16 protein-coding genes are annotated in these 17537 nt (G+C 74.7%); 7 read left to right on the top strand and 9 right to left on the bottom strand.

The features are described 5' to 3' along the window. The first annotated feature begins 2 nt into the window (after window positions 1–2). A complete protein-coding gene (locus O7546_RS07725) occupies window positions 3–1094 on the top strand; it encodes an alpha/beta hydrolase (protein WP_281600666.1) in 1092 nt (363 codons plus the stop codon). Window positions 1095–1168: 74 nt separating this feature from the next. Here the strand turns inward: O7546_RS07725 and O7546_RS07730 are convergent, their stop codons facing one another. Continuing rightward, complete coding sequence (locus O7546_RS07730) at window positions 1169–1804, bottom strand: XRE family transcriptional regulator (protein WP_228532064.1); 636 nt, start codon at window positions 1802–1804, stop codon at window positions 1169–1171. A gap of 143 nt (window positions 1805–1947) precedes the next feature. Next, window positions 1948–2925 carry a hypothetical protein gene (locus O7546_RS07735; RefSeq protein WP_281600667.1) on the bottom strand — a complete coding sequence of 326 codons (978 nt, stop codon included), beginning with the start codon at window positions 2923–2925 and terminating at the stop codon, window positions 1948–1950. 161 nt (window positions 2926–3086) lie between these two features. Here O7546_RS07735 and O7546_RS07740 point away from each other — a divergent pair, with 161 nt between their 5' ends. Continuing rightward, a complete protein-coding gene (locus tag O7546_RS07740; RefSeq protein WP_194800804.1) occupies window positions 3087–6224 on the top strand; it encodes a BTAD domain-containing putative transcriptional regulator in 3138 nt (1045 codons plus the stop codon). Here O7546_RS07740 and O7546_RS07745 read toward each other — a convergent pair. After that, window positions 6208–6954, bottom strand: a complete 747-nt coding sequence (locus tag O7546_RS07745; RefSeq protein WP_194800805.1) for an ABC transporter permease — start codon at window positions 6952–6954, stop codon at window positions 6208–6210. The genes O7546_RS07740 and O7546_RS07745 overlap by 17 nt on opposite strands. Further along, window positions 6951–7892 carry an ATP-binding cassette domain-containing protein gene (locus O7546_RS07750; protein WP_194800806.1) on the bottom strand — a complete coding sequence of 314 codons (942 nt, stop codon included), beginning with the start codon at window positions 7890–7892 and terminating at the stop codon, window positions 6951–6953. The genes O7546_RS07745 and O7546_RS07750 overlap by 4 nt, the downstream gene beginning before the upstream one ends. A gap of 93 nt (window positions 7893–7985) precedes the next feature. Between O7546_RS07750 and O7546_RS07755 the strand changes: the two genes are divergently transcribed. From O7546_RS07755 to O7546_RS07765, 3 genes are all read left to right on the top strand, one after another. Continuing rightward, entirely contained in the window at window positions 7986–8558 is a 573-nt protein-coding gene (locus O7546_RS07755; protein ID WP_269696448.1) for a DUF4240 domain-containing protein, read from the top strand. Between the two features lie 77 nt (window positions 8559–8635). Next, the gene (locus O7546_RS07760; protein ID WP_269696449.1) at window positions 8636–9721 is read left to right on the top strand and encodes a DUF3800 domain-containing protein; all 1086 of its coding nucleotides are present in this window, start codon (window positions 8636–8638) and stop codon (window positions 9719–9721) included. Continuing rightward, window positions 9718–10707 (top strand): BtrH N-terminal domain-containing protein, encoded by a 990-nt coding sequence (locus O7546_RS07765; RefSeq protein ID WP_281600668.1) that lies wholly within the window; start codon window positions 9718–9720, stop codon window positions 10705–10707. The genes O7546_RS07760 and O7546_RS07765 overlap by 4 nt, the downstream gene beginning before the upstream one ends. 3 nt (window positions 10708–10710) lie before the next feature. On the opposite strand, the gene O7546_RS07770 is transcribed toward O7546_RS07765, so the two are convergent. From O7546_RS07770 to O7546_RS07780, 3 genes are read right to left on the bottom strand one after another with little or no spacing between them, the layout of a single operon-like run. Then, a complete protein-coding gene (locus O7546_RS07770) occupies window positions 10711–11136 on the bottom strand; it encodes a VOC family protein (RefSeq protein ID WP_194801038.1) in 426 nt (141 codons plus the stop codon). A 45-nt stretch (window positions 11137–11181) separates the two neighbouring features. After that, window positions 11182–14181, bottom strand: a complete 3000-nt coding sequence (locus O7546_RS07775; RefSeq protein WP_281600669.1) for a hypothetical protein — start codon at window positions 14179–14181, stop codon at window positions 11182–11184. A 20-nt stretch (window positions 14182–14201) separates the two neighbouring features. Then, window positions 14202–14408, bottom strand: a complete 207-nt coding sequence (locus O7546_RS07780) for a hypothetical protein (RefSeq protein WP_281600670.1) — start codon at window positions 14406–14408, stop codon at window positions 14202–14204. Window positions 14409–14660: 252 nt separating this feature from the next. Here O7546_RS07780 and O7546_RS07785 point away from each other — a divergent pair, with 252 nt between their 5' ends. Continuing rightward, window positions 14661–15554, top strand: a complete 894-nt coding sequence (locus O7546_RS07785; RefSeq protein ID WP_121683114.1) for a sulfotransferase domain-containing protein — start codon at window positions 14661–14663, stop codon at window positions 15552–15554. 46 nt (window positions 15555–15600) lie between these two features. On the opposite strand, the gene O7546_RS07790 is transcribed toward O7546_RS07785, so the two are convergent. Next, on the bottom strand, window positions 15601–16065 hold the full coding sequence (locus O7546_RS07790) for a VOC family protein (protein ID WP_121683115.1): 465 nt from the start codon (window positions 16063–16065) through the stop codon (window positions 15601–15603). Between the two features lie 151 nt (window positions 16066–16216). Between O7546_RS07790 and O7546_RS07795 the strand changes: the two genes are divergently transcribed. Then, on the top strand, window positions 16217–16927 hold the full coding sequence (locus O7546_RS07795; protein WP_281600671.1) for a helix-turn-helix domain-containing protein: 711 nt from the start codon (window positions 16217–16219) through the stop codon (window positions 16925–16927). Here the strand turns inward: O7546_RS07795 and O7546_RS07800 are convergent. Continuing rightward, window positions 16909–17487 carry a dihydrofolate reductase family protein gene (locus tag O7546_RS07800; protein WP_194800813.1) on the bottom strand — a complete coding sequence of 193 codons (579 nt, stop codon included), beginning with the start codon at window positions 17485–17487 and terminating at the stop codon, window positions 16909–16911. The genes O7546_RS07795 and O7546_RS07800 overlap by 19 nt on opposite strands. Between the last annotated feature and the right edge of the window lie 50 nt (window positions 17488–17537).

Below are 17537 nucleotides of genomic sequence, written 5' to 3' on the forward strand. Positions count from 1 at the left end.
AGGTGCGGCTCACCGTGGTGGCCAGCCCCGGCCTGGTGGCCGACGCGGCTCTGCTGGCGTCGCTGGCCGACGCCACCTGCGCCGAACTGGATGTCGCCGGTCAGGTGGTCACCGCCGGATCGGCCGACGAGCTGCGCTCGCTGCTCGCCACGACTGATCAGCCGGTGGTGGCGCTGCCCGGCCCCACACCGGCGGCCCGTGCCCTCATCGGCGCGCAGCCGGCCGGCGTGGTCTGGTACGACCTGACCGTCGAGCCGCCGGTGCCCGGCGCGATCCACCTGGCCGGGCGGGGACTGTGGGGCCTGGCCTGGGCGATCCGGCACGCCGTGCACCGCCTCCGCGCGCCGGCCACCCGGATCGCCTACGGCCCGGACCCGGACCAGTGGGGCGACCTGCGACTGCCGTCGGCCCTCGACACCGGCCCGGCGCCGGTCGCGGTGCTGCTGCACGGCGGGTTCTGGCGGTCCAACTGGGGCGCGGACCTGATGGACGCGCTCGCCGCCGACCTGGCCCGGCGCGGGTACGCGTCCTGGAATCTGGAGTACCGGCGCCCGGACCGGCACGGCTGGGACGCGACCACGCAGGACGTGGAGGCGGGCCTGCGCGCACTGCGGGAACCGGCCCGCGACCGGCTGGTCGACCTGGACCGGATCGTCCTGCTGGGACACTCGGCCGGCGGGCAGCTCGCGCTGCGCGCCGCGGCGGACCTAGCCGCGCGTAAGGGCGGGCCACGTGTCGCGCTCGCGGTGTCGCTAGCCGGGGTGCTCGACCTCACCGAGGGCGAGCGGCGCTACCTCGGCGACGGTGCGATCGCCGCCGCGCTGGGCGGCTCACCGGCCACGGCCCCACGCCGGTACGCCGAGAGCGACCCGATGCTCCGCCTGCCGGCCGGGGTGCCGACGCTGCTCGTGCAGGGGACCGAGGACAGCCTCGACCTCGTCGACGCCAACCGGCGCTACGCCGCCGCCGCGGCAGCCGCCGGGGACGAGATCCGCCACCTCGAACAGGCGGGGGACCACTTCGCCGTGATCGACCCGGCCTCGGTCATCTGGCAGGACACGATGACCGCCGTGGACGCGCGCCTCGGTCGCTGACGCCGGACGTGGAATCGCCCTCCGAGTTCACCTACGTGAACACGGAGGGCGATTCGTGGTGCCCGGCGCGCGGGTCAGAACAGGCGGGGCGTGACCACCGAGACCACAGTCGTCACCGCGTCGGTGTCGTTGAAGAGCTGATGCGGCACCGACGAGCGCAGGTGCACGCTGTCGCCCGGGAACAGCCGGTGCTCGACGCCCTCGACTTCGTAGAGCAACTCGCCGGAGATGACATAGGCGAACTCCTCGCCCCGGTGGCCGTACGCGTTCTCCCGGCGCCCGCCCGGCGCGATGTGCACCAGCATCGGTTCGAGCACCAGGTCCGGCCCCCGGTCGGAGAGCATGCGGTAGGTCTGCTGCCCGGACACGTACTGCGTAGCGGCCGTCTCCGCCCTGGTCAGCGTGAAGTGCCGGGGGAGCGAGGAGACGGTGCTGTCCGGCGAGGGCGTGCCGGCGTCGAAGAAGTCGGCCACCGACCGGTCGAGCGCCTTCGCGACGCTGCCGAGCGCGGTCAGGCCGATGGAGGAGATGCCGCGCTCGACCTGGGACAGGAAGCCGATGGACAGCCCGGAACGGGAGGCGAGGCCGCGCAGGGTCAGCCCGCGTTCCTTGCGGTAGCGCCGGATCCGCCCGCCGACGACGCCCGCGGGCGTGTTCTCGTCCGCGGCGCCACCGGAGCCGGCCTGCTCCGACGGCGGCTGACTGTTCATGGGCCGCACGGGGACCTCCTGTCGAGGTGGCGGGACCTCCGCCGGGATGTTCGATGGTATCGAACATCCCGGCCGGTGCGCGAGGGGCCGTGCGGCCGGTTTCCCCGCGTCGTCCCGGGTGGACCCCGGCCGGCGTCGCCCGCCTACCGCTTGACGAGATTGCGCAGCGCCGAGAGCAGCGATCGGTGGCTGACCTCGGCGTAGATCTTCTTGTCCGGTCCGTACAGGACCACGAAGGGGCACTGCTGGTCGTCCCCGCCCAGGGTCTTGTCCAGCAGTCTGCGGCCGGTCGCCACCTCGTACACCCGCAGGCGGTAGGTGGCCTTCAGCAGCGTCAGCGTGTCCGGCTTTGGGTCGTCGTAGCGGCACTTGCGGATCGTCGCGCCGGTGCCGGTGCGATCCAGACAGGCGACGATCTGCACGGCCTTCGGGTCCTCCGACGCCCAGGTCCGTTCCACCCGTTTCGACAGGCCCTCGTCGTAGTAGTAGACCCGGTCGTGGCGGCGGCCCGTGCCCATGTCGGTGCCGACGAGCAGCGCCACCGGGTGCGGCGCCGCTCCGGTGCGCTTCGGCGACTGCGGGTAGTAGAGGACCCCGTCGCACACGTCGTTCAGGTCGGAGATCTGCGCCGCCGGGAAGTCGCTGGGCTGCGGCCCGCGCGTCGAGGGCTCCACGCTCGCCGTCGCACCCGGCGTGGGCGTCGTGCCGGACGACCGCCAGGGCGCCACCGGCGGCGCGGCCGGCTCCGGCTCGGCTGCCTCGCGCGGCGAGGAGCCCAGCAGGAACGCGCCGCCGATCAGGCCCGAGCACGCCACCAGCAGCAGCACGCTCAGCGCCGCGACGGCGACGACCAGACCGCGGTTGCGGCCCGACGACGGCGGGCCGGGCGGCGGGTACGGCCCGTACGGCGGGGCCGACCCGAACGGCGTGGCCGTCGTGGCCGGTCCGTACGGCGGGCCCGCGGTGGGTGGTCCGTAACCCGTGCCGGGCGGCTGGTGAACCGGCCCGGTGGCCGGCTGCGGTGGCGGGCCGGGTACGGCCGACGGCATCCAGGCGGTGTCGGCCCGCTGTTCCTCGTTCCCGGTCGCTCCCTGATCGGATCCGGCCCCCGTGTCGGACATGCGCATTCCCCCGTCGAACCCGTGCGGAGCGCGCAATTTATCAGGATCGGTGTCGCGGAGTTGCCCCGTACGAGACCAGGTAGCGCCGGCATCTCGCCTGGCCACCTGACCGGCGGGGGCGGCGGACCGGGCCGGGTCGCCGGGCGTGGCAGGATCGGCGGGTGCAGATCGGGATGCTCGGGCCGTTCCAGGTCACCACGGACGCCGGTGTCCCGGCCGACGTGCCGGGCGCGCGGCTGCGCGGGCTGCTGGCCGCCCTCGCGCTCCAGCCCGGCCGGGTGGTCCCGAAGGCGACGCTCGTCGACTGGATCTGGGGCGAGCAGCCGCCCGCCGACGCCGCCAACGCGCTGCAACGCCTCGTCTCCCGGCTGCGCAAGGCGCTGCCGGCGGGCGCCGTCGACGGGCTGCCCGACGGCTACCGGCTCGCCGTCGAGCCCGACGCCGTCGACGCCGTACGGTTCGAGCGTCTCGTCCGCCGGGCCCGCGACGGCGACGGGCCGCAGCGGGTACGGCTGCTGCGCGAGGCGCTGGGCCTGTGGCGCGGCGACGCGCTGCGCGACATCGGCCTGTCCGACAGCCCGGCGCTGGACGCGGCGGCCACCCGGCTGGAACGGCTGCGCCTGACCGCCACCGAGGACCGGTACGACGCGGAGATCGGGCTCGGCCGGGAGGCCGACCTGATCCCCGAGCTGACCGACCTGGCGGCCGCCCATCCGGTGCGCGAACGGCTCGCCATGTCGCTGATGCGCGCGCTCGTCGCGGCCGGCCGGGACACCGAGGCGCTGATGGTCTACCAGCGCACCGCCGACGCGCTCGCCGACGCCCTCGGCGCCGATCCGTCGCCGGAGCTGTCGGCGCTGCACGTCGCGCTGCTGCGCGGCGAGACGGTACGCCGCGACGACACCCGCCGGACCAACCTGCGCGCCGAGCTGACCAGCTTCGTCGGCCGGGACGCCGACCTCGCCGCCGTCGGCGCGCTGGTGGCCGAACACCGGCTCACCACGCTCACCGGTCCGGGTGGCTCCGGCAAGACCAGGCTGGCCACCGAGACCGGGCGCAGGCTGACCGGCGACCTGCCGGACGGGGTGTGGCTGGTCGAGTTCGCCGCGATCAGCGCCGACGGGGACGTCGTGCAGGCGACGATCTCCGGGCTCGGCCTGCGCGACGCGCTGCTCGGCGACGCGGGCAGCGCGGAACCGGCCGATCGGCTCGTCGCGGCGATCCGGGACCGGGCGATGCTGCTGATCCTGGACAACTGCGAACACGTCGTCGAGGCGGCGGCGGCGCTGGCGCACCGGCTGCTCGGCGAGTGCCGGCGGCTGCGCATCCTGGCCACCAGCCGGGAACCGCTCGGCATCACCGGGGAGGCGTTGTGGCCGGTCGCGCCGCTGGGCCTGCCGGGCGGGGACGCCGCTGCCGCCGAGGTCGAGTCGTCGCCCGCCGTGCGCCTGCTGCGGGACCGGGCCGCCGCGGTACGCCGGGACCTCGTGTTCGACGCCCGTACCGCGACGACGATGGCGCGGATATGCCGCGCGCTCGACGGCATGCCGCTGGCGATCGAGCTGGCCGCGGCACGGCTGCGCACCATGTCCGTCGACCAGCTCGCCACCCGGCTCGACGACCGGTTCCGGCTGCTCACCGGCGGCAGCCGGACCGCCCTGCCCCGGCACCGGACGCTGCGCGCGATGGTCGACTGGAGCTGGGAACTGCTCACCGACGCCGAACGCGCGGTGCTGCGCCGGCTGTCGGTGTTCTCCGGCGGGGCGGGCCTGGACGCGGCCGAGCGGGTCTGCGGCGGCGGCGCCGTCGAGCCGGGCGACGTGCTCGACCTGCTCACCGCGCTGACCGAGAAGTCGCTGCTGGTCGCGGCGGGCGACGTCGCGCCGCGCTACCGCATGCTCGGCACGATCAAGGAGTACGCCGCGCAGCGGCTCGCCGAGGCGGAGGAGGAGGACACCACGCGCCGCGCGCACCTGGCGTACTTCACCGCGCTGGCCGAGGCGGCGCAGCCGCGGCTGCGGCGCGCCGACCAGCTCACCTGGCTCGCCCGGCTCGAAGCCGAGCACGACAACATCACCGCCGCGATGCGCGGGGCGCTCGCCGCCGGTGAGGGGGCCGAGGCGATGCGGCTCGCGGCCGGCGGCGGCTGGTACTGGTGGCTCGGCGGCCACCGCAGCGAGGGCATGGAGCTGATCATCGCGGCCACCGAGGCGCCGGGCGACGTGCCCGACGACATCCGCGCCGTGGTGTACGGACTCGTGGTGCTTTTCCTCACTTCCGGGCCGGGCGACGCGCAGCATGCGTCGGAGTGGATCCACAAGGCGTACCGGCTGGGCGCGGAGGGCCGCGGCACCTACCCGGAGATGGCCCTGGTCGTGCCGCTGGAGCGGATGCTGCGGGAGCCGGACGCGCTGCTGCCCGCCTGGGAGTCGCTGCTCGACCACGAGGACCCGTGGGTATGCGCGCTGGCCCGGCTGCATCTGGGCAAGCTGCGGGTCATCCTCGGCGTCGAGGCGCCGCAGGCGGAGGCGTGCCTGCGGCAGGCGCTCGCCGAGTTCCGGGCGATCGGGGAACGCTTCGGGATCTCGTTCGCGCTCAGCGAGCTGGCCGAGCTGACCGCCGTACGCGGTGACGTCGCCGCCGCCTGCGACTACTACGAGCAGGCCGTCGCGGCGGTGACCGAGGTCGGCGCCGTCGAGGACGTGATCCGGATACGGGCGCGGCTGGCGTGGCTGTACCGGCTGGACGGCGACGAGGCGGCGAGCGCCGCCGCAGTGGCCGAGGCGCAGCGGCTCGCCGCAGGGGTCGCCTGGCCGGGCGCGCTGGCCGAGCTGGCGCTGACGAAGGCGTACCTGGCCCGCCACGACGGCGACGCGGACGAGGCGTACGCGCAACTGCGGTCGGTGTCGGCGCTGCTCGGCGACGAGGCGAACCTGGCGGGCGTCCGGGCCGGCATCGAGGATCTGCTGGGCTACCTGACCGACGACGTCGAGCAGTCCCGTACCCATCGGGCGGCGGCGTGCCGGGCGGCGCGCGAGGGTGGCTACGCGCCCCTGACCGCCCAGGTGCTCGTCGGCGTCGCGGACCTGGCGGTGCGGCTCGACCGGCCGGACCAGGCGGCGCGGCTGCTCGGCGCCGCCACCGCGGTACGCGGGCTGCCCGACCGCGCCCACCCCGACGTGCCCCGGATCGAGGCGGCAGCGCGCGACCGCCTCGGCGACGCGGGGTTCGCCGAGGCGGTCGCACAGGGCCGGGAGACCGGCTGGGAGCGGCTGGTCGAGGTCACGCTCGCTTCGTGAACGTGGACCGCGCCCACAGGTAGCCGACCACCGCGATGCCGGCGCACCAGGCGAGCGCGGGGATCAGGTCGCCGGCCGACGGCGCGCCCTCGAGGAGGCCGCGCAGGGTCTCGATGATCGGCGTGAACGGCTGGTACTCGGCGAACTGCCGCAGTCCCGGCCCCATCTTGTCGGCGGGCACGATCGCGCTGCTGAAGAACGGCAGCAGGACCAGCGGCACGGAGGCCATGCCCGCCGACTCCGGCGACTTGGCGAACAGGCCCAGCGCGACGGTGAACCAGCTGACCGCGACGCTGAGCAGCACCACCACGCCGGCCACGCCGAGCCAGTGCAGGGGCTCGGCGGCCGGGCGGAAGCCGAGCAGGAACGCCACGCCGACCAGGGCCGCTACCGCGAGGACGTTCGTCAGCACGGTGGCGACGACGTGGCCGGTCAGCACCGCGCCCCGGGAGACGTGCATGACCTTGAACCGGTTGATGATGCCCCTGGTCATGTCCGAGTTCACCGACGTCGCGGTGCCGCCGAGGCCGTAGCAGACCGCCAGCAGCATCAGGCCCGGCGTCGCGTAGTCGACGTAGTCGACGCCGACGGAGAACGCGTCGCCGAGCATGTACACGAACATCAGCATCACGATGATCGGCATCAGCACGGCGTTGAACACCGAGGTCGGGTTGCGGCGCAGGTGCGTCAGGTTGCGGCGCAGCATGACGACCGAGTGGTTGCGGCTCATTTGGCGGCCACCTCCGGGGTACGGCCCGTCAGGGCCAGGAAGACGTCGTCGAGGTCGGGGGTCTGCACGGACAGGTCGTCGGCGCTGATCGCGTGCGCGTCGAGCCGGTCGAGCAGGGCGCGCAACGAGGCGGTTCCGCCGTCGGTGGGCACGCGCAGCGCCAGCGCCTCCTCGTCGCGTTCCGCCTCGGGCAGCACCAGCGCCGCCGCGTCGAGTTCGGCGCCGGTGCCGAACCGCAACCGCACGTGCGTGCCGGGGATCCGGCGCTTCAGCTCCTCCGGCGTGCCCTGGGCGACCAGCCGGCCCTGGTCGAGCACCGCGATCCGGTCGGCCAGGCGGTCGGCCTCGTCGAGGTACTGGGTGGTGAGGAAGACCGTCACGCCGCCTGCGACCAGCTCCCTGATGATCGACCACATGGTGCGCCGGCTGCGCGGGTCCAGCCCGGTCGTCGGCTCGTCCAGGAAGATGATCCGCGGCTCGCCGACCAGCGTCATCGCCAGGTCCAGCTTGCGGCGCATGCCCCCGGAGTACGTCGACACGAGCTTGTCGGCGGCCTCGACCAGGTCGAACCGTTCCAGCAGCTCGGCGACGACCCGCTTGCCGGGCACCCGGTCGCGCGGGCCGAGGTCGACCATCAGTTGCAGGTTCTCCCGCCCGGTGAGCAGTTCGTCCACCGCCGCGAACTGCCCGGTCACGCCGATCGCCGCGCGGACCGCCTTGGCCTCGGTGGCCACGTCGTGCCCGGCGACCCGCACCGACCCGCCGTCGGCGCGGATCAGGGTGGTCAGGATGTTCACGGTCGTGGTCTTGCCGGCCCCGTTCGGGCCGAGCAGGGAGAAGATCGTCCCGGCGGGGACGTCCAGGTCGATGCCGTCGAGCACCACCCGGTCCTTGTACGCCTTGCGCAGCCCGGAGACCGCTATCGCTGAACTCGTCATGCGACCACCATCCGCGGCCGTACCGCCACCGCCCTGACACGGCGCTGACACGGGCGCTGACAGCTTGTCGGTGGGGCGGCGTACGGTCCCGCCGTGGATCGGGAGACGTTCTGGGACATCGTGGAGCGGGCGCGTCGCGCCGCGGGACGCGAGACGGTCACCGCCGAGGGGGCCGACGTCGTGGCCCGGCACCTGGTGGCGGAGCTGTCGGCGCTGAGTCCGGCGGCGATCGTGGGCTTCGAGCAGGCGTACGACGACGTGACGTCGGAGGGATGGCGCTGGGATCTGTGGGCGGCCGCCTACCTGATGCGCGGCGGCTGCTCGGACGACGGGTTCGACTACTTCCGGGGCTGGCTGGTGGCACAGGGGCGGACGGTCTGGGAGCGGGCCGTCGCCGACCCCGACTCCCTCGCCGGGGCCGGTGTCGACCCGGACGACGACGCGGTCGAGTGCGAGGCGGTGCTGAGCGCGGCGGGCGACGCGTACGCCGAGGCGACCGGCGCCGGCACCGACGCGTTCTGGGAGGCGCTCGACGCCGCCGACCGCGCTGCTCCCCCCGGCCCGGCGCCGGCCGACCCGGCCGGTGAGGACTTCGACTTCGACGACGACGAGCAGATGCGCGCCCGGCTGCCGCGCCTGACCGCGATCTACCGGCCGGTGGAATGACGCGTCACGGCCCGCCGCCGGCCCGATCCGGGTTAACCGCTGGTCCACCGCGGGCCGGGTGGGCGAGCATGGTCGGCATGGCCGGGTCGACGGGTGCGAGGCTGCCGCTCCAGGGCGGGCTGCCACCCGGCGCGGCGCTGACCGGCGCGGTGCGGGAGATCGCCTGCGACGAGTCCGGCTTCTCCGGCACCAACCTGCTCGATCCGGCCACCCCGGTGATCGTCCACGCCGGCGTCGACCTGAGCCGCGACGAGGCCGCCGATCTGATCCGTACGCTGCGGTCCGGGTTCCGGTTCTCGCCCGACGAGGTCAAGTCCCGGCAGTTCCTGCGCCGCCGGGAAGCCGCCGAGGCGGTGGGCTGGTTCCTGTCGGCGCTGCGCGGCCGGGCGCACGTGCACCTGGTCGACAAGGAGTTCTTCCTCGCGACCCGGGTCGTCGACCTGCTGCTGGCCGAGCCGTCGTACGCGGCGGGCACCCGCCTCGCCGGTGACCGGCGTCCGGCCGCGGCGGCGCTGCACCGGGCCGGGCGGGCGGCCGGACCCGGCTGGGCGGTCTTCCTCGCCGCCGTGGTCGAGATGCTGCGGACCAAGCGGCGGGACCGGGCCGACGACCGGAGCGTGGCACGGTTCTTCGCCGCGCGGGACGCGCTGCGGCGCCACGTCGACGACACGCGGGCCGGTGCGGTCCTCGACGCGCTCGACCCGGCCCGGGTGGCAGCCGTGCAGGCCCGGTTGTACGGGGGCGACCGGACGATCCCGCCGCCGCTGGAGCCGCTGCTGCCGGCGCTGGCCGAGACCGTCCTGCACTGGAGCGGCGGCGGCCGGTGGCGGGTGCTGGTGATCCACGACGAGCAGAGCGCGCTCACCGAGGACCGGCTGCGCCGCCTCCAGGCGGCACTGGCCGCGGGCGATCCGGCCGGCCCGTCGCCGCTGGCCGGGCTGGTGATGGCCGACTCGCGCGACGACCCGCGCGTCCAGGCCGCCGACCTGCTCGCCGGGGTGGCCCGCCGGATGCCCGGCGTCCCCGGCGACGGGCCGCTGCGCCCGCTGCTGTCCCCGGCCCCCGGCCACGACCCGGGCGCCGTCGTCGCGACGCACGAAGCGGGCGCCGCAGCCGTGGCGCACGACCCGAACGCCGTGACGGCGGAACAGGAGCCGTCGTGATCCTCGACGACGTGACGCCGACCGGCGGGGTGCACTGCGAGACCACCACGCTCGGCGTGCTGACGCGGCACGCCGGCCTGGGCCTGTCCGAGCCCATGCTGTTCGGCCTCGGCGAAGGGCTCGGCTTCGTCTACTGGGACGCCAAGAGCATGGACGTGCCGTTCCTCGGCGGGCGCACCAAGCCGCTGTGCGTGACCCGGGCCGCCGCCGGCCGCCTCGGTCTGGACCTGCGCGTCCGCGAGACGACGTCGGCGGCCAAGGCGTGGCGGAACGTCACCGACGCACTGGACGCCGGTCAGCCGGTCGGCCTGCAACTCGACTCGTACCACCTGGACTACTTCACCACCAGGGTCCACTTCGGCGGGCACACGGTCGCGATGTACGGCTACGACGACACCCACGCCCACCTGGTCGACACCGCCCAGCAGGGCGGCGCGGTGAGCACCACGCTGGACAGCCTGGCCCGGGCCCGCGCCGCGCGTGGGCCGATGACCGCGCGCCACCTGTCGTACACGCTCACCGCTCCCGGCGGCCCGCCGGACCTGGACGCCGCCGTCCGCGCGGCGGTACGCGCCAACGCCGAGGCGTTCCTCGACCCGCCGATCGCCAACCTCGGCCACCGGGGGATCGCCACCGCCGCCGCCCGGGTGACCCGCTGGCTGGAGCGCGCCGCCGACCCGGCCCGCGACCTGCCGCTCGCCGCGACGCTGATGGAACGCGGGGGCACCGGCGGCGCGCTGTTCCGCGCCCTGTACCGGGACTTCCTCGCCGAGGCCGCCGCCGTCACCGGCGACGCGCGGGTGCGCCGGGCACAGCTCATGTACGCCGACATCGCGCCGCTCTGGACCGCCGTCGCCGACCACATCGCCGCCGCCGGGCGGACCGGCGACGCCGTCCACCTGACCCGCGCGTCGGCGGTCCTGGCCGACCTGGCCGTCCGCGAACGCGAGGCGATGACGGTGCTGGCGGCGGTCGACGCGCGGTAGGCGTCAGCTCAGCTGCTCGGCCAGCGCAACGATGACGCCCGCCGGGCCGCGCAGGTAGCACAGCCGGTAGACGTCGCCGTAGTCCGCCACCTCGCCGATCAGCTCGCCGCCGTGGGCCCGCAGGCGGGCCACCGTGTCGTCGACGTCGTCCACGGCGAACATGACCGACCGCAGGCCGAGCGTGTTCGGCGGCGCGTCCGCCGGGTCGGCGGCGACGAGCGCCGGCGCCCGGAACCGCGTCAGTTCGAGCTTGCCGTGGCCGTCCGGGGTGCGCATCATCGCGATGTCGACCCGCACGCCGTCGATGCCGTTGACCCGGTCCACCCAGGCCCCCTCGACCGGCATCTCGCCCTCCACCTCCATCCCGAGTTCGGTGAAGAAGGCGATCGCGGCCGGCAGGTCGTCCACCACGACGCTGACGTGGTCCATCCGCTGAAGCGTCACGTTCCGAGCATAGGGCGACGCCCGGCCCGGTCAGCTCATGTCGAGCGTGTACGCGCCCTCCCGCACGTCGGCGTCCGGGTGACGGCGCAACCCGGTCAGCAGGTCCCGCCACGGGGTCTTCCAGCCGAACTCCGACCCGTGCGCCACGAGCGTCACCGCGAACAGCCCGCCGGCCAGGTCGCCGCGCCCGGCGAGGTGGGCCACGGTGCCGGCCAGCGCGGCCGGATCGGGCCGCCGCCGCATGGTGAGCAGGCGCGCGCCGACGCGTTGCGCGGTGCGTACCGCTACCACGGGCCGGCCGGCGCAGAGCGCGGCGACCTCGTCCAGGTCGTCGAGGCGGCCGAGGTCGACGAGCAGCCCGGTGGCCGTACCCAGGAAGGTGTCCCGGCCGGCGAGCCACCGCGCCGCCTCGACCAGCCCGGCCCGGTCGGCGCTCGCGGGGCGTTCCTCGGACCACAGGGCCGCGCCTTCCGCGAGCGACTCGACGCGCCGCCGGGCCGGCCGGTCGGTCACCGGGCCGCCCGGGTCGCCGTCGGCCGCGTCCCGCTCCACCAGCCGGGTCAGGGCGGCCCGGAACGCCGCGTCGCCACCGGCCCGCAGCAGGTTCGCCACCCCGATGCCCGGCGTCGTCTCGTCCGGGTCGGTGAGCCGGTCCACGACCAGGTCGGTGACGCCGGTCAGCCACGGCGACCACTCGCCGAGCGCGTCGAACGCGGCGCGGCGGACCTCCCGGTCGTCGGCCCGGCACGCCGTCGCGATCAGGCCCGCGTAGGCGCGGCGGTGGCGCTCCGAGATCCCCGACGGGTACGCGCCGAGCACCGCCCGGCGCTCCTCGCGGCCGGCGTGCACCGCCGCGCGCAGCACGGCCCAGGTCGCCTCGGTGCCCAGCCGCTGCCGGGCGGCGGAGACGATCGCCGCGCGGACGTCGCGGTGCGTGCCCGGATCGGCGTACGCCTCGCCGAGCGCCGCCATCACGTCCACCTGCGCGTAGCGGGCCAGGAGCCGGGCGGCCTCCTTGCGGCTGGTGACCTTCGCGGCACCGGTCAGCACCCCGCCCAGCAACTCGGCCAGCCGGGCCGGCGGGACGTACCGGGCGGCCCGTCCGGCGGCGTACAGCGCGACGCGTGCCCGGTCGCCGTCGGCGTACCGTAGCAGCAGCGGGAACGCCTCGTCCGGCCGGTCGGTCCAGACCAGCGCGCCGAGCGCCGCCTCGGCCACCGGCACCTCGGACGCGTCGACGTGGCGCAGCACCAGCTCGCGTCCGGCCGAACCGGCCCCGGCGGCGGCCCGGATCGCCGCCGCCCGCTGCCACACCCGGTGACCGGAGTCGGCGATGACGCGGGCCTGCAGCGCGACGAAATGGTCCTGGTGGCGGGGGAGCCACCACTGCGCCCGCGGCGCCGGGCCGGGCACCCACCGCTTCCCGTTCTCCACGAACCGGCCGTGCGGCGGCCGGTTCAGCACCCGGTCGAGCAGGTCGGTGCGCGACGTGCAGACGATCGCCCACACCTCGTGGATCGCGATCGCCGACGCGTCGACGTCGAGCACCTCGGCGACGCGCCGCGAGCGGGTACGCGGATCGTCGAGCCAGAGGCCGACCGCGGTACGGGCCACTGTGGGCAGGGAGTCCGGCCCGATCGCCCGGCGCAGCAGGTCCTGCAGCTCCGGCAGCCGCCACGCCCGCCGGCCGAGCGCGTGGGTGAACGCGAACAGCAGCCCGTACCGGCCGCGCGCCATGCCCGCCTCGATCCGGCCGCGCAGCCGGTCGAACACGACCCGCTCCTGGCCGTGCCGCAGCACCGTGTCGAGCCGGCGCAGCACCGGCACGTTCGCGTCACTGCTCGCCGCGTCGATCGTGCGCAGTGCCCACTCGACCAGCTCCGGCACGTCCACGTGAAGCGTGAGGACGTCGACGGCGAGCCGGCTCAACGCCGTGGTGGTGGTCGCCGAGGTGTCCCGCGCGTCGACCGCGTCGGTGGTGAGCCCGGTCAGCCCGCCCGCGCTCGTGGCGGTGAGCAGTGGCGCCACGGTGGCCAGCGCGGTGAGCGCGGCCGCGCGTACCGGGTCCTGCTCGTTACGCAGCCGGCCGAGCCGGACCACCACCTGGGCCACCGTCCGCGGGTCGCGGGAGCGGCGCGCGGCCGCCACCAGCAGCCGCCAGCCGTCCGCGCGTTCCTCCGCGTCGCCCGAGCGCAGCGCCGCGCTCGCCGACGCGGACGCCTCCGGCCACGGCAGGTACGCGCTCCAGAACCGCACCTGCTCCTCGCGCTCGCGCACGGCCGGGAGGGTCAGCACGCGGGTCGCCTCGCGCGCCCGCACCGGGGCCGGCAACACCTCCATCACCGCGGTGCCCGGCAGCAGCGCGGTGGTGTCGGTGTCGGCAAGCGCCCCGTCGTACAGCTCGGCGCGGCGGCTCGGCGCCACGGCGCGCAGCAACGCGGCGAGCGCCCGGTCGTGGTCCCGCAGCCGGGCGGCGAGCGGGATCAGCTCACCCGTGGGCAGCGCGGCGAGGCGGCCCAGCAGCGCCCGGGGCGGCACGATCCGGGCCAGCCAGGCCGCGCGGCCGGGCGACGTCAGCAGGCGTACGACCCGGCGCGCGTCGTGTGCGGCGAGCCGCCCGTACGCGACGAGCGGGCCGGGCAGCGACTCCTCGGGCGCGTATGCGTCGAGCAGGTCCAGCGCCCGCGCCGGATCGCCGCCCAGCACCGCGCCGGCGGCCTCCGCCCAGATCCGCCCGCGTGACTCCGGTGGGGCCACGGCCATCCGTTCACCGGTGCGCGCCAGCACGATGTCGGAGTGCGATCGCATCAGCCGTTCCGGGTGCAGCGCGTGCTCCAGGTCGGGCAGCCACGCCCGTACCGTCTCGGGGCCGCACGCCGGCAGCAACGCGGCGGCCTCGTGGTCACCGAACCGCTCGCGTACCCCGATGATCAGCGCGTCGGCGACGGCCGGCACCGGGTTGCGGCGCAGCGCCGGGTAGACGCGCCGCCGCGCGCCGGCCGGCCGGTCGGTCAGGTCGGCGGGCGTCACGCCGGCCCGCACGGCGGCGGTCAGCGCGGTGGCGGCGATCGAGGGTTCCGGGTCGCCAGCGCGGCGAGCAGCGCGAGACGCCGCTCGTAGGGCCCGTGCCGGCGCAGGTCGGCGCAGACCTGCGCCCGGTCGGGCGCGGTGCGTGCCCACGCCACGAGGCGTCGCGTCCGGTCGCGGTGGGGCAGCGGGTCGAGGGCGGCGAGCAGGTCGCGGGTGGCGGTGGGCACGGGGCTCATTGTGCCGGTGCGCGGGTCGCCGCGGGTGCCCGTCGCGCCTATTCCGCAATTCCTATGGAAATTGTAGATTTTCAGCGTTCTCCCAGCCGCCCGGGATTGACATCAATCGGACCGTCGGGGATATTCCTAGCGGCGCGTCGGGGCGCGGGGCGGAGCAGGCGAGGTCTGCGGACTTCACCTGCGTGACGTGCGGAAAGGTGTTCGTGCTGCCCCTGCTCCGCGGGGTCCGGATGAGGTTGGGAAATGATTAATCGGGCCGTCGAATTCGCCAAGCACAATTCGCCGAATTCTCTGCGGGTCAAGGCCCGGCGGGCGCAGATGGAAGCGCGCAACGCCCGTATGCGACTCACCGTTCCGGTGGTGGCCCACAGCGAGTTCGACAACATCTTCCACTGCACCGTCCGCAAGACCGGCAGCCAGTGGATCAAGGCGTTGTTCAGCGACCCGGCCGTCTACCGCCACAGCGGGCTGCTGCCCTACGACCCGCGCTTCTACTCCGGCGGCGCGACCGCGCCGGTGCCGGCCGGCCGCATCGGCCTGGCGATCTTCCTCTCCCACAAGCGGTTCGAGGCGGTGCCCAAGGCCGGCGGCTACCGCGCGTTCTTCGTGATCCGCGACCCGCGCGACGTGGTCGTGTCCAGCTACTTCTCGCTGCGCAACTCGCACGCCCCGATGGGCGACATCCCGCAGGCACGCAAGGCCCTCCAGGAACTGCCGAAGAAGGAGGGCATGCTCTACGTCATCGACCGCCTGCGCGACAAGAAGCAGTTCGGGCAGATGCGGTCCTGGGCGGTCGCGCCGAGCGACGAGACGTTCCGGCTGTTCCGCTACGAGGACCTGACCGGCGAGCGGCAGGCCGACGAGGTCGACCAGCTCCTGCGGCACTGCGGCATCACGCTGCCCCCGGCCGAGCTGGAGGCCCTGCTGGCCCGCTACAGCTTCACCAGGATGAAGAAGTCGAAGGAGACGCCCGGTCGGATCTCCCACTACCGCAAGGGCGCGTCCGGCGACTGGCGCAACCACTTCGACGACGACATCTACGCCGCGTACACGAAGGCGGCCGGTGACCTCGCGGAAATCCTCGGCTACCCCGCCCGGGACGACGAGCGAAACGGGCAGGAATCCGCCGCACGGTAGAGCGGTGACGGCGGTACGGTGTTCGTCCCGCTCGGAAGGGGACGCATCACGAGCCTGCCTGCCCGAACCACAGATCGTGGACAGACTGCAAGCCGTCGTGCGTCGAGTCGGTCACTCGGAAGAACTTCCACGCATAGCCGAAGGGGTCCTCGAACTCGACGTACCTCTCTCCCCACGGTGCGTTCGCCGGACCGGCACTGATGACGCAGCCGGCAGCTTCACACCGCAGGGCGGCTTCGTCGATGTCGTCTACCTCGAGCCCGATGACAACGCCGAGCCCGCGCGGGCCGGTCTTCGTCTGACGTTCCCGGGCGCTGTCCGGGAACGGGATGCCAACCAGCGCGTCGACCAGCAACTGCAACGGACCCCGCCGGAGGATTGCCATGGCGAGACCACCATCAGCGCCAGGCACCGTGCCCACCGGGACGAAACCAAAACTCTGATACAACGTCGAGGCCGCCGTTACGTCATTGACCCGCAGCGCGACCCGTACCGGTGGCTCGTCGGTCATCCCGCGACGGTAGCGATTCGGCACACTGCGCGCAACGCTCACCCAACCGGTCCATTCCACCTCCGTATCTCGACGGTCCTTTCCGGAACGCGAAGGATCGTGCGAGGCGGTGAGCGAATGATCCCCACCTGGGCCGCCGTATGCTCCTGCCGTGGAGCTGCGGTTCACCACACGGGCGTCCGACTCGGCCTGGATCGACACCGTGTGGACCTGCGTCAGCGATCGGGTCGACGAGATGACCTCGGTGGCGACCCCGTGCTGGGGACTGGTGTTCTGGCAGCGCGACGGGCGCTCCTACGCGGCCGTCTCCGGCCCCGAGACCGCCACCGGCACCGCGCCGGTGCCCGAGGGCGCCACGTTCGTCGGCATCGAGTTCGCGGTGGGCACCTCGCTGCGGCTCGTACCCACGCCCGCGCTGGTGGACGGCGGCGCCGAGCTGCCCGACGTGGGCCGCCGGACGTTCCGCCTCGACGGCGGCCGGTGGCCCACGCCCGGCCCGGACGACGCCGAGGCCCTGGTGGAACGGCTGATCCGTGCCGGCGTGGTGGTCCGCGACCCGCTCGTCACCGAGACGCTGCGTGGCGGCCGTCCACCGGCGTCACCGCGAACCCTCGAACGCCGGTTCCGGGCGGCGACCGGGCTGACCCGGGGCGCGGTACGGCAGATCGACCGCGCGCGCCGCGCCGCCGTGCTGCTGGCCGCGGGCGGCCCGCCCGCCGACGCGGTCACCACCTTCGGGTACGTGGACGAACCGCACCTGGCCCGCGCGCTGCGCCGGTACGTCGGACGGACGGCCGGTGAGCTGCGCGCGGGCGCCGGTGGGGCGATAGCGCTGGACCCGGCTCAGCGGGTCACGTCGTAGATCAGCTTGACGACGCCGTTGGGGTAGGCGGCCGAGTCGCGCAGACGCAGCGTCTGCCGGTCCCGGTCCGCCTGGGTGAACAGGCCCTTGCCGGCGCCGAGCAGCACCGGGAAGACGAGCAGGTGGTACCGCTCGATCAGGTCCGCCTCGGCGAGACGGCGGGCGAGCTCCGCGCTGCCGTGGATGAAGACGTCGCCGCCGTCGCCCTGCTTGAGCGCGGCCACGTCGGCGGTGGAGCGCAGGATCGTCAGCGGTCCCCAGCCGTCGATCAGCGCGTCGTCGGGCAGGGTGGAGGACACCACGTACTTGGGCAGGTCCCGGTAGGCGGCGTGGTCGTCGGAGTCGCGCCAGGTCGGCGCGAACGCCTCGTAGCTGCGCCGGCCGAACATCAGCGCCGTGGTCTGTGCCAGCTCCTCGCCCTTGAGCGAGAACGCCTCGGGCAGGAACTCGATGTCCTTGACGACCCAGCCGCCGCTGCGGTGGTCCTCACCCGGGCCGCCGCCGGGGGAGTCCACGACGCCGTCGAGCGACATGAATCCGGTGTAGACGAGATCACGCATGCGGCAATGCTAGGAACGGCAGCCACCTGCCGTCTTGTACGGAACCGACA

This window comes from Micromonospora sp. WMMA1976 (assembly GCF_027497335.1).
In the GTDB taxonomy this organism is placed as follows: domain Bacteria; phylum Actinomycetota; class Actinomycetes; order Mycobacteriales; family Micromonosporaceae; genus Micromonospora; species Micromonospora aurantiaca.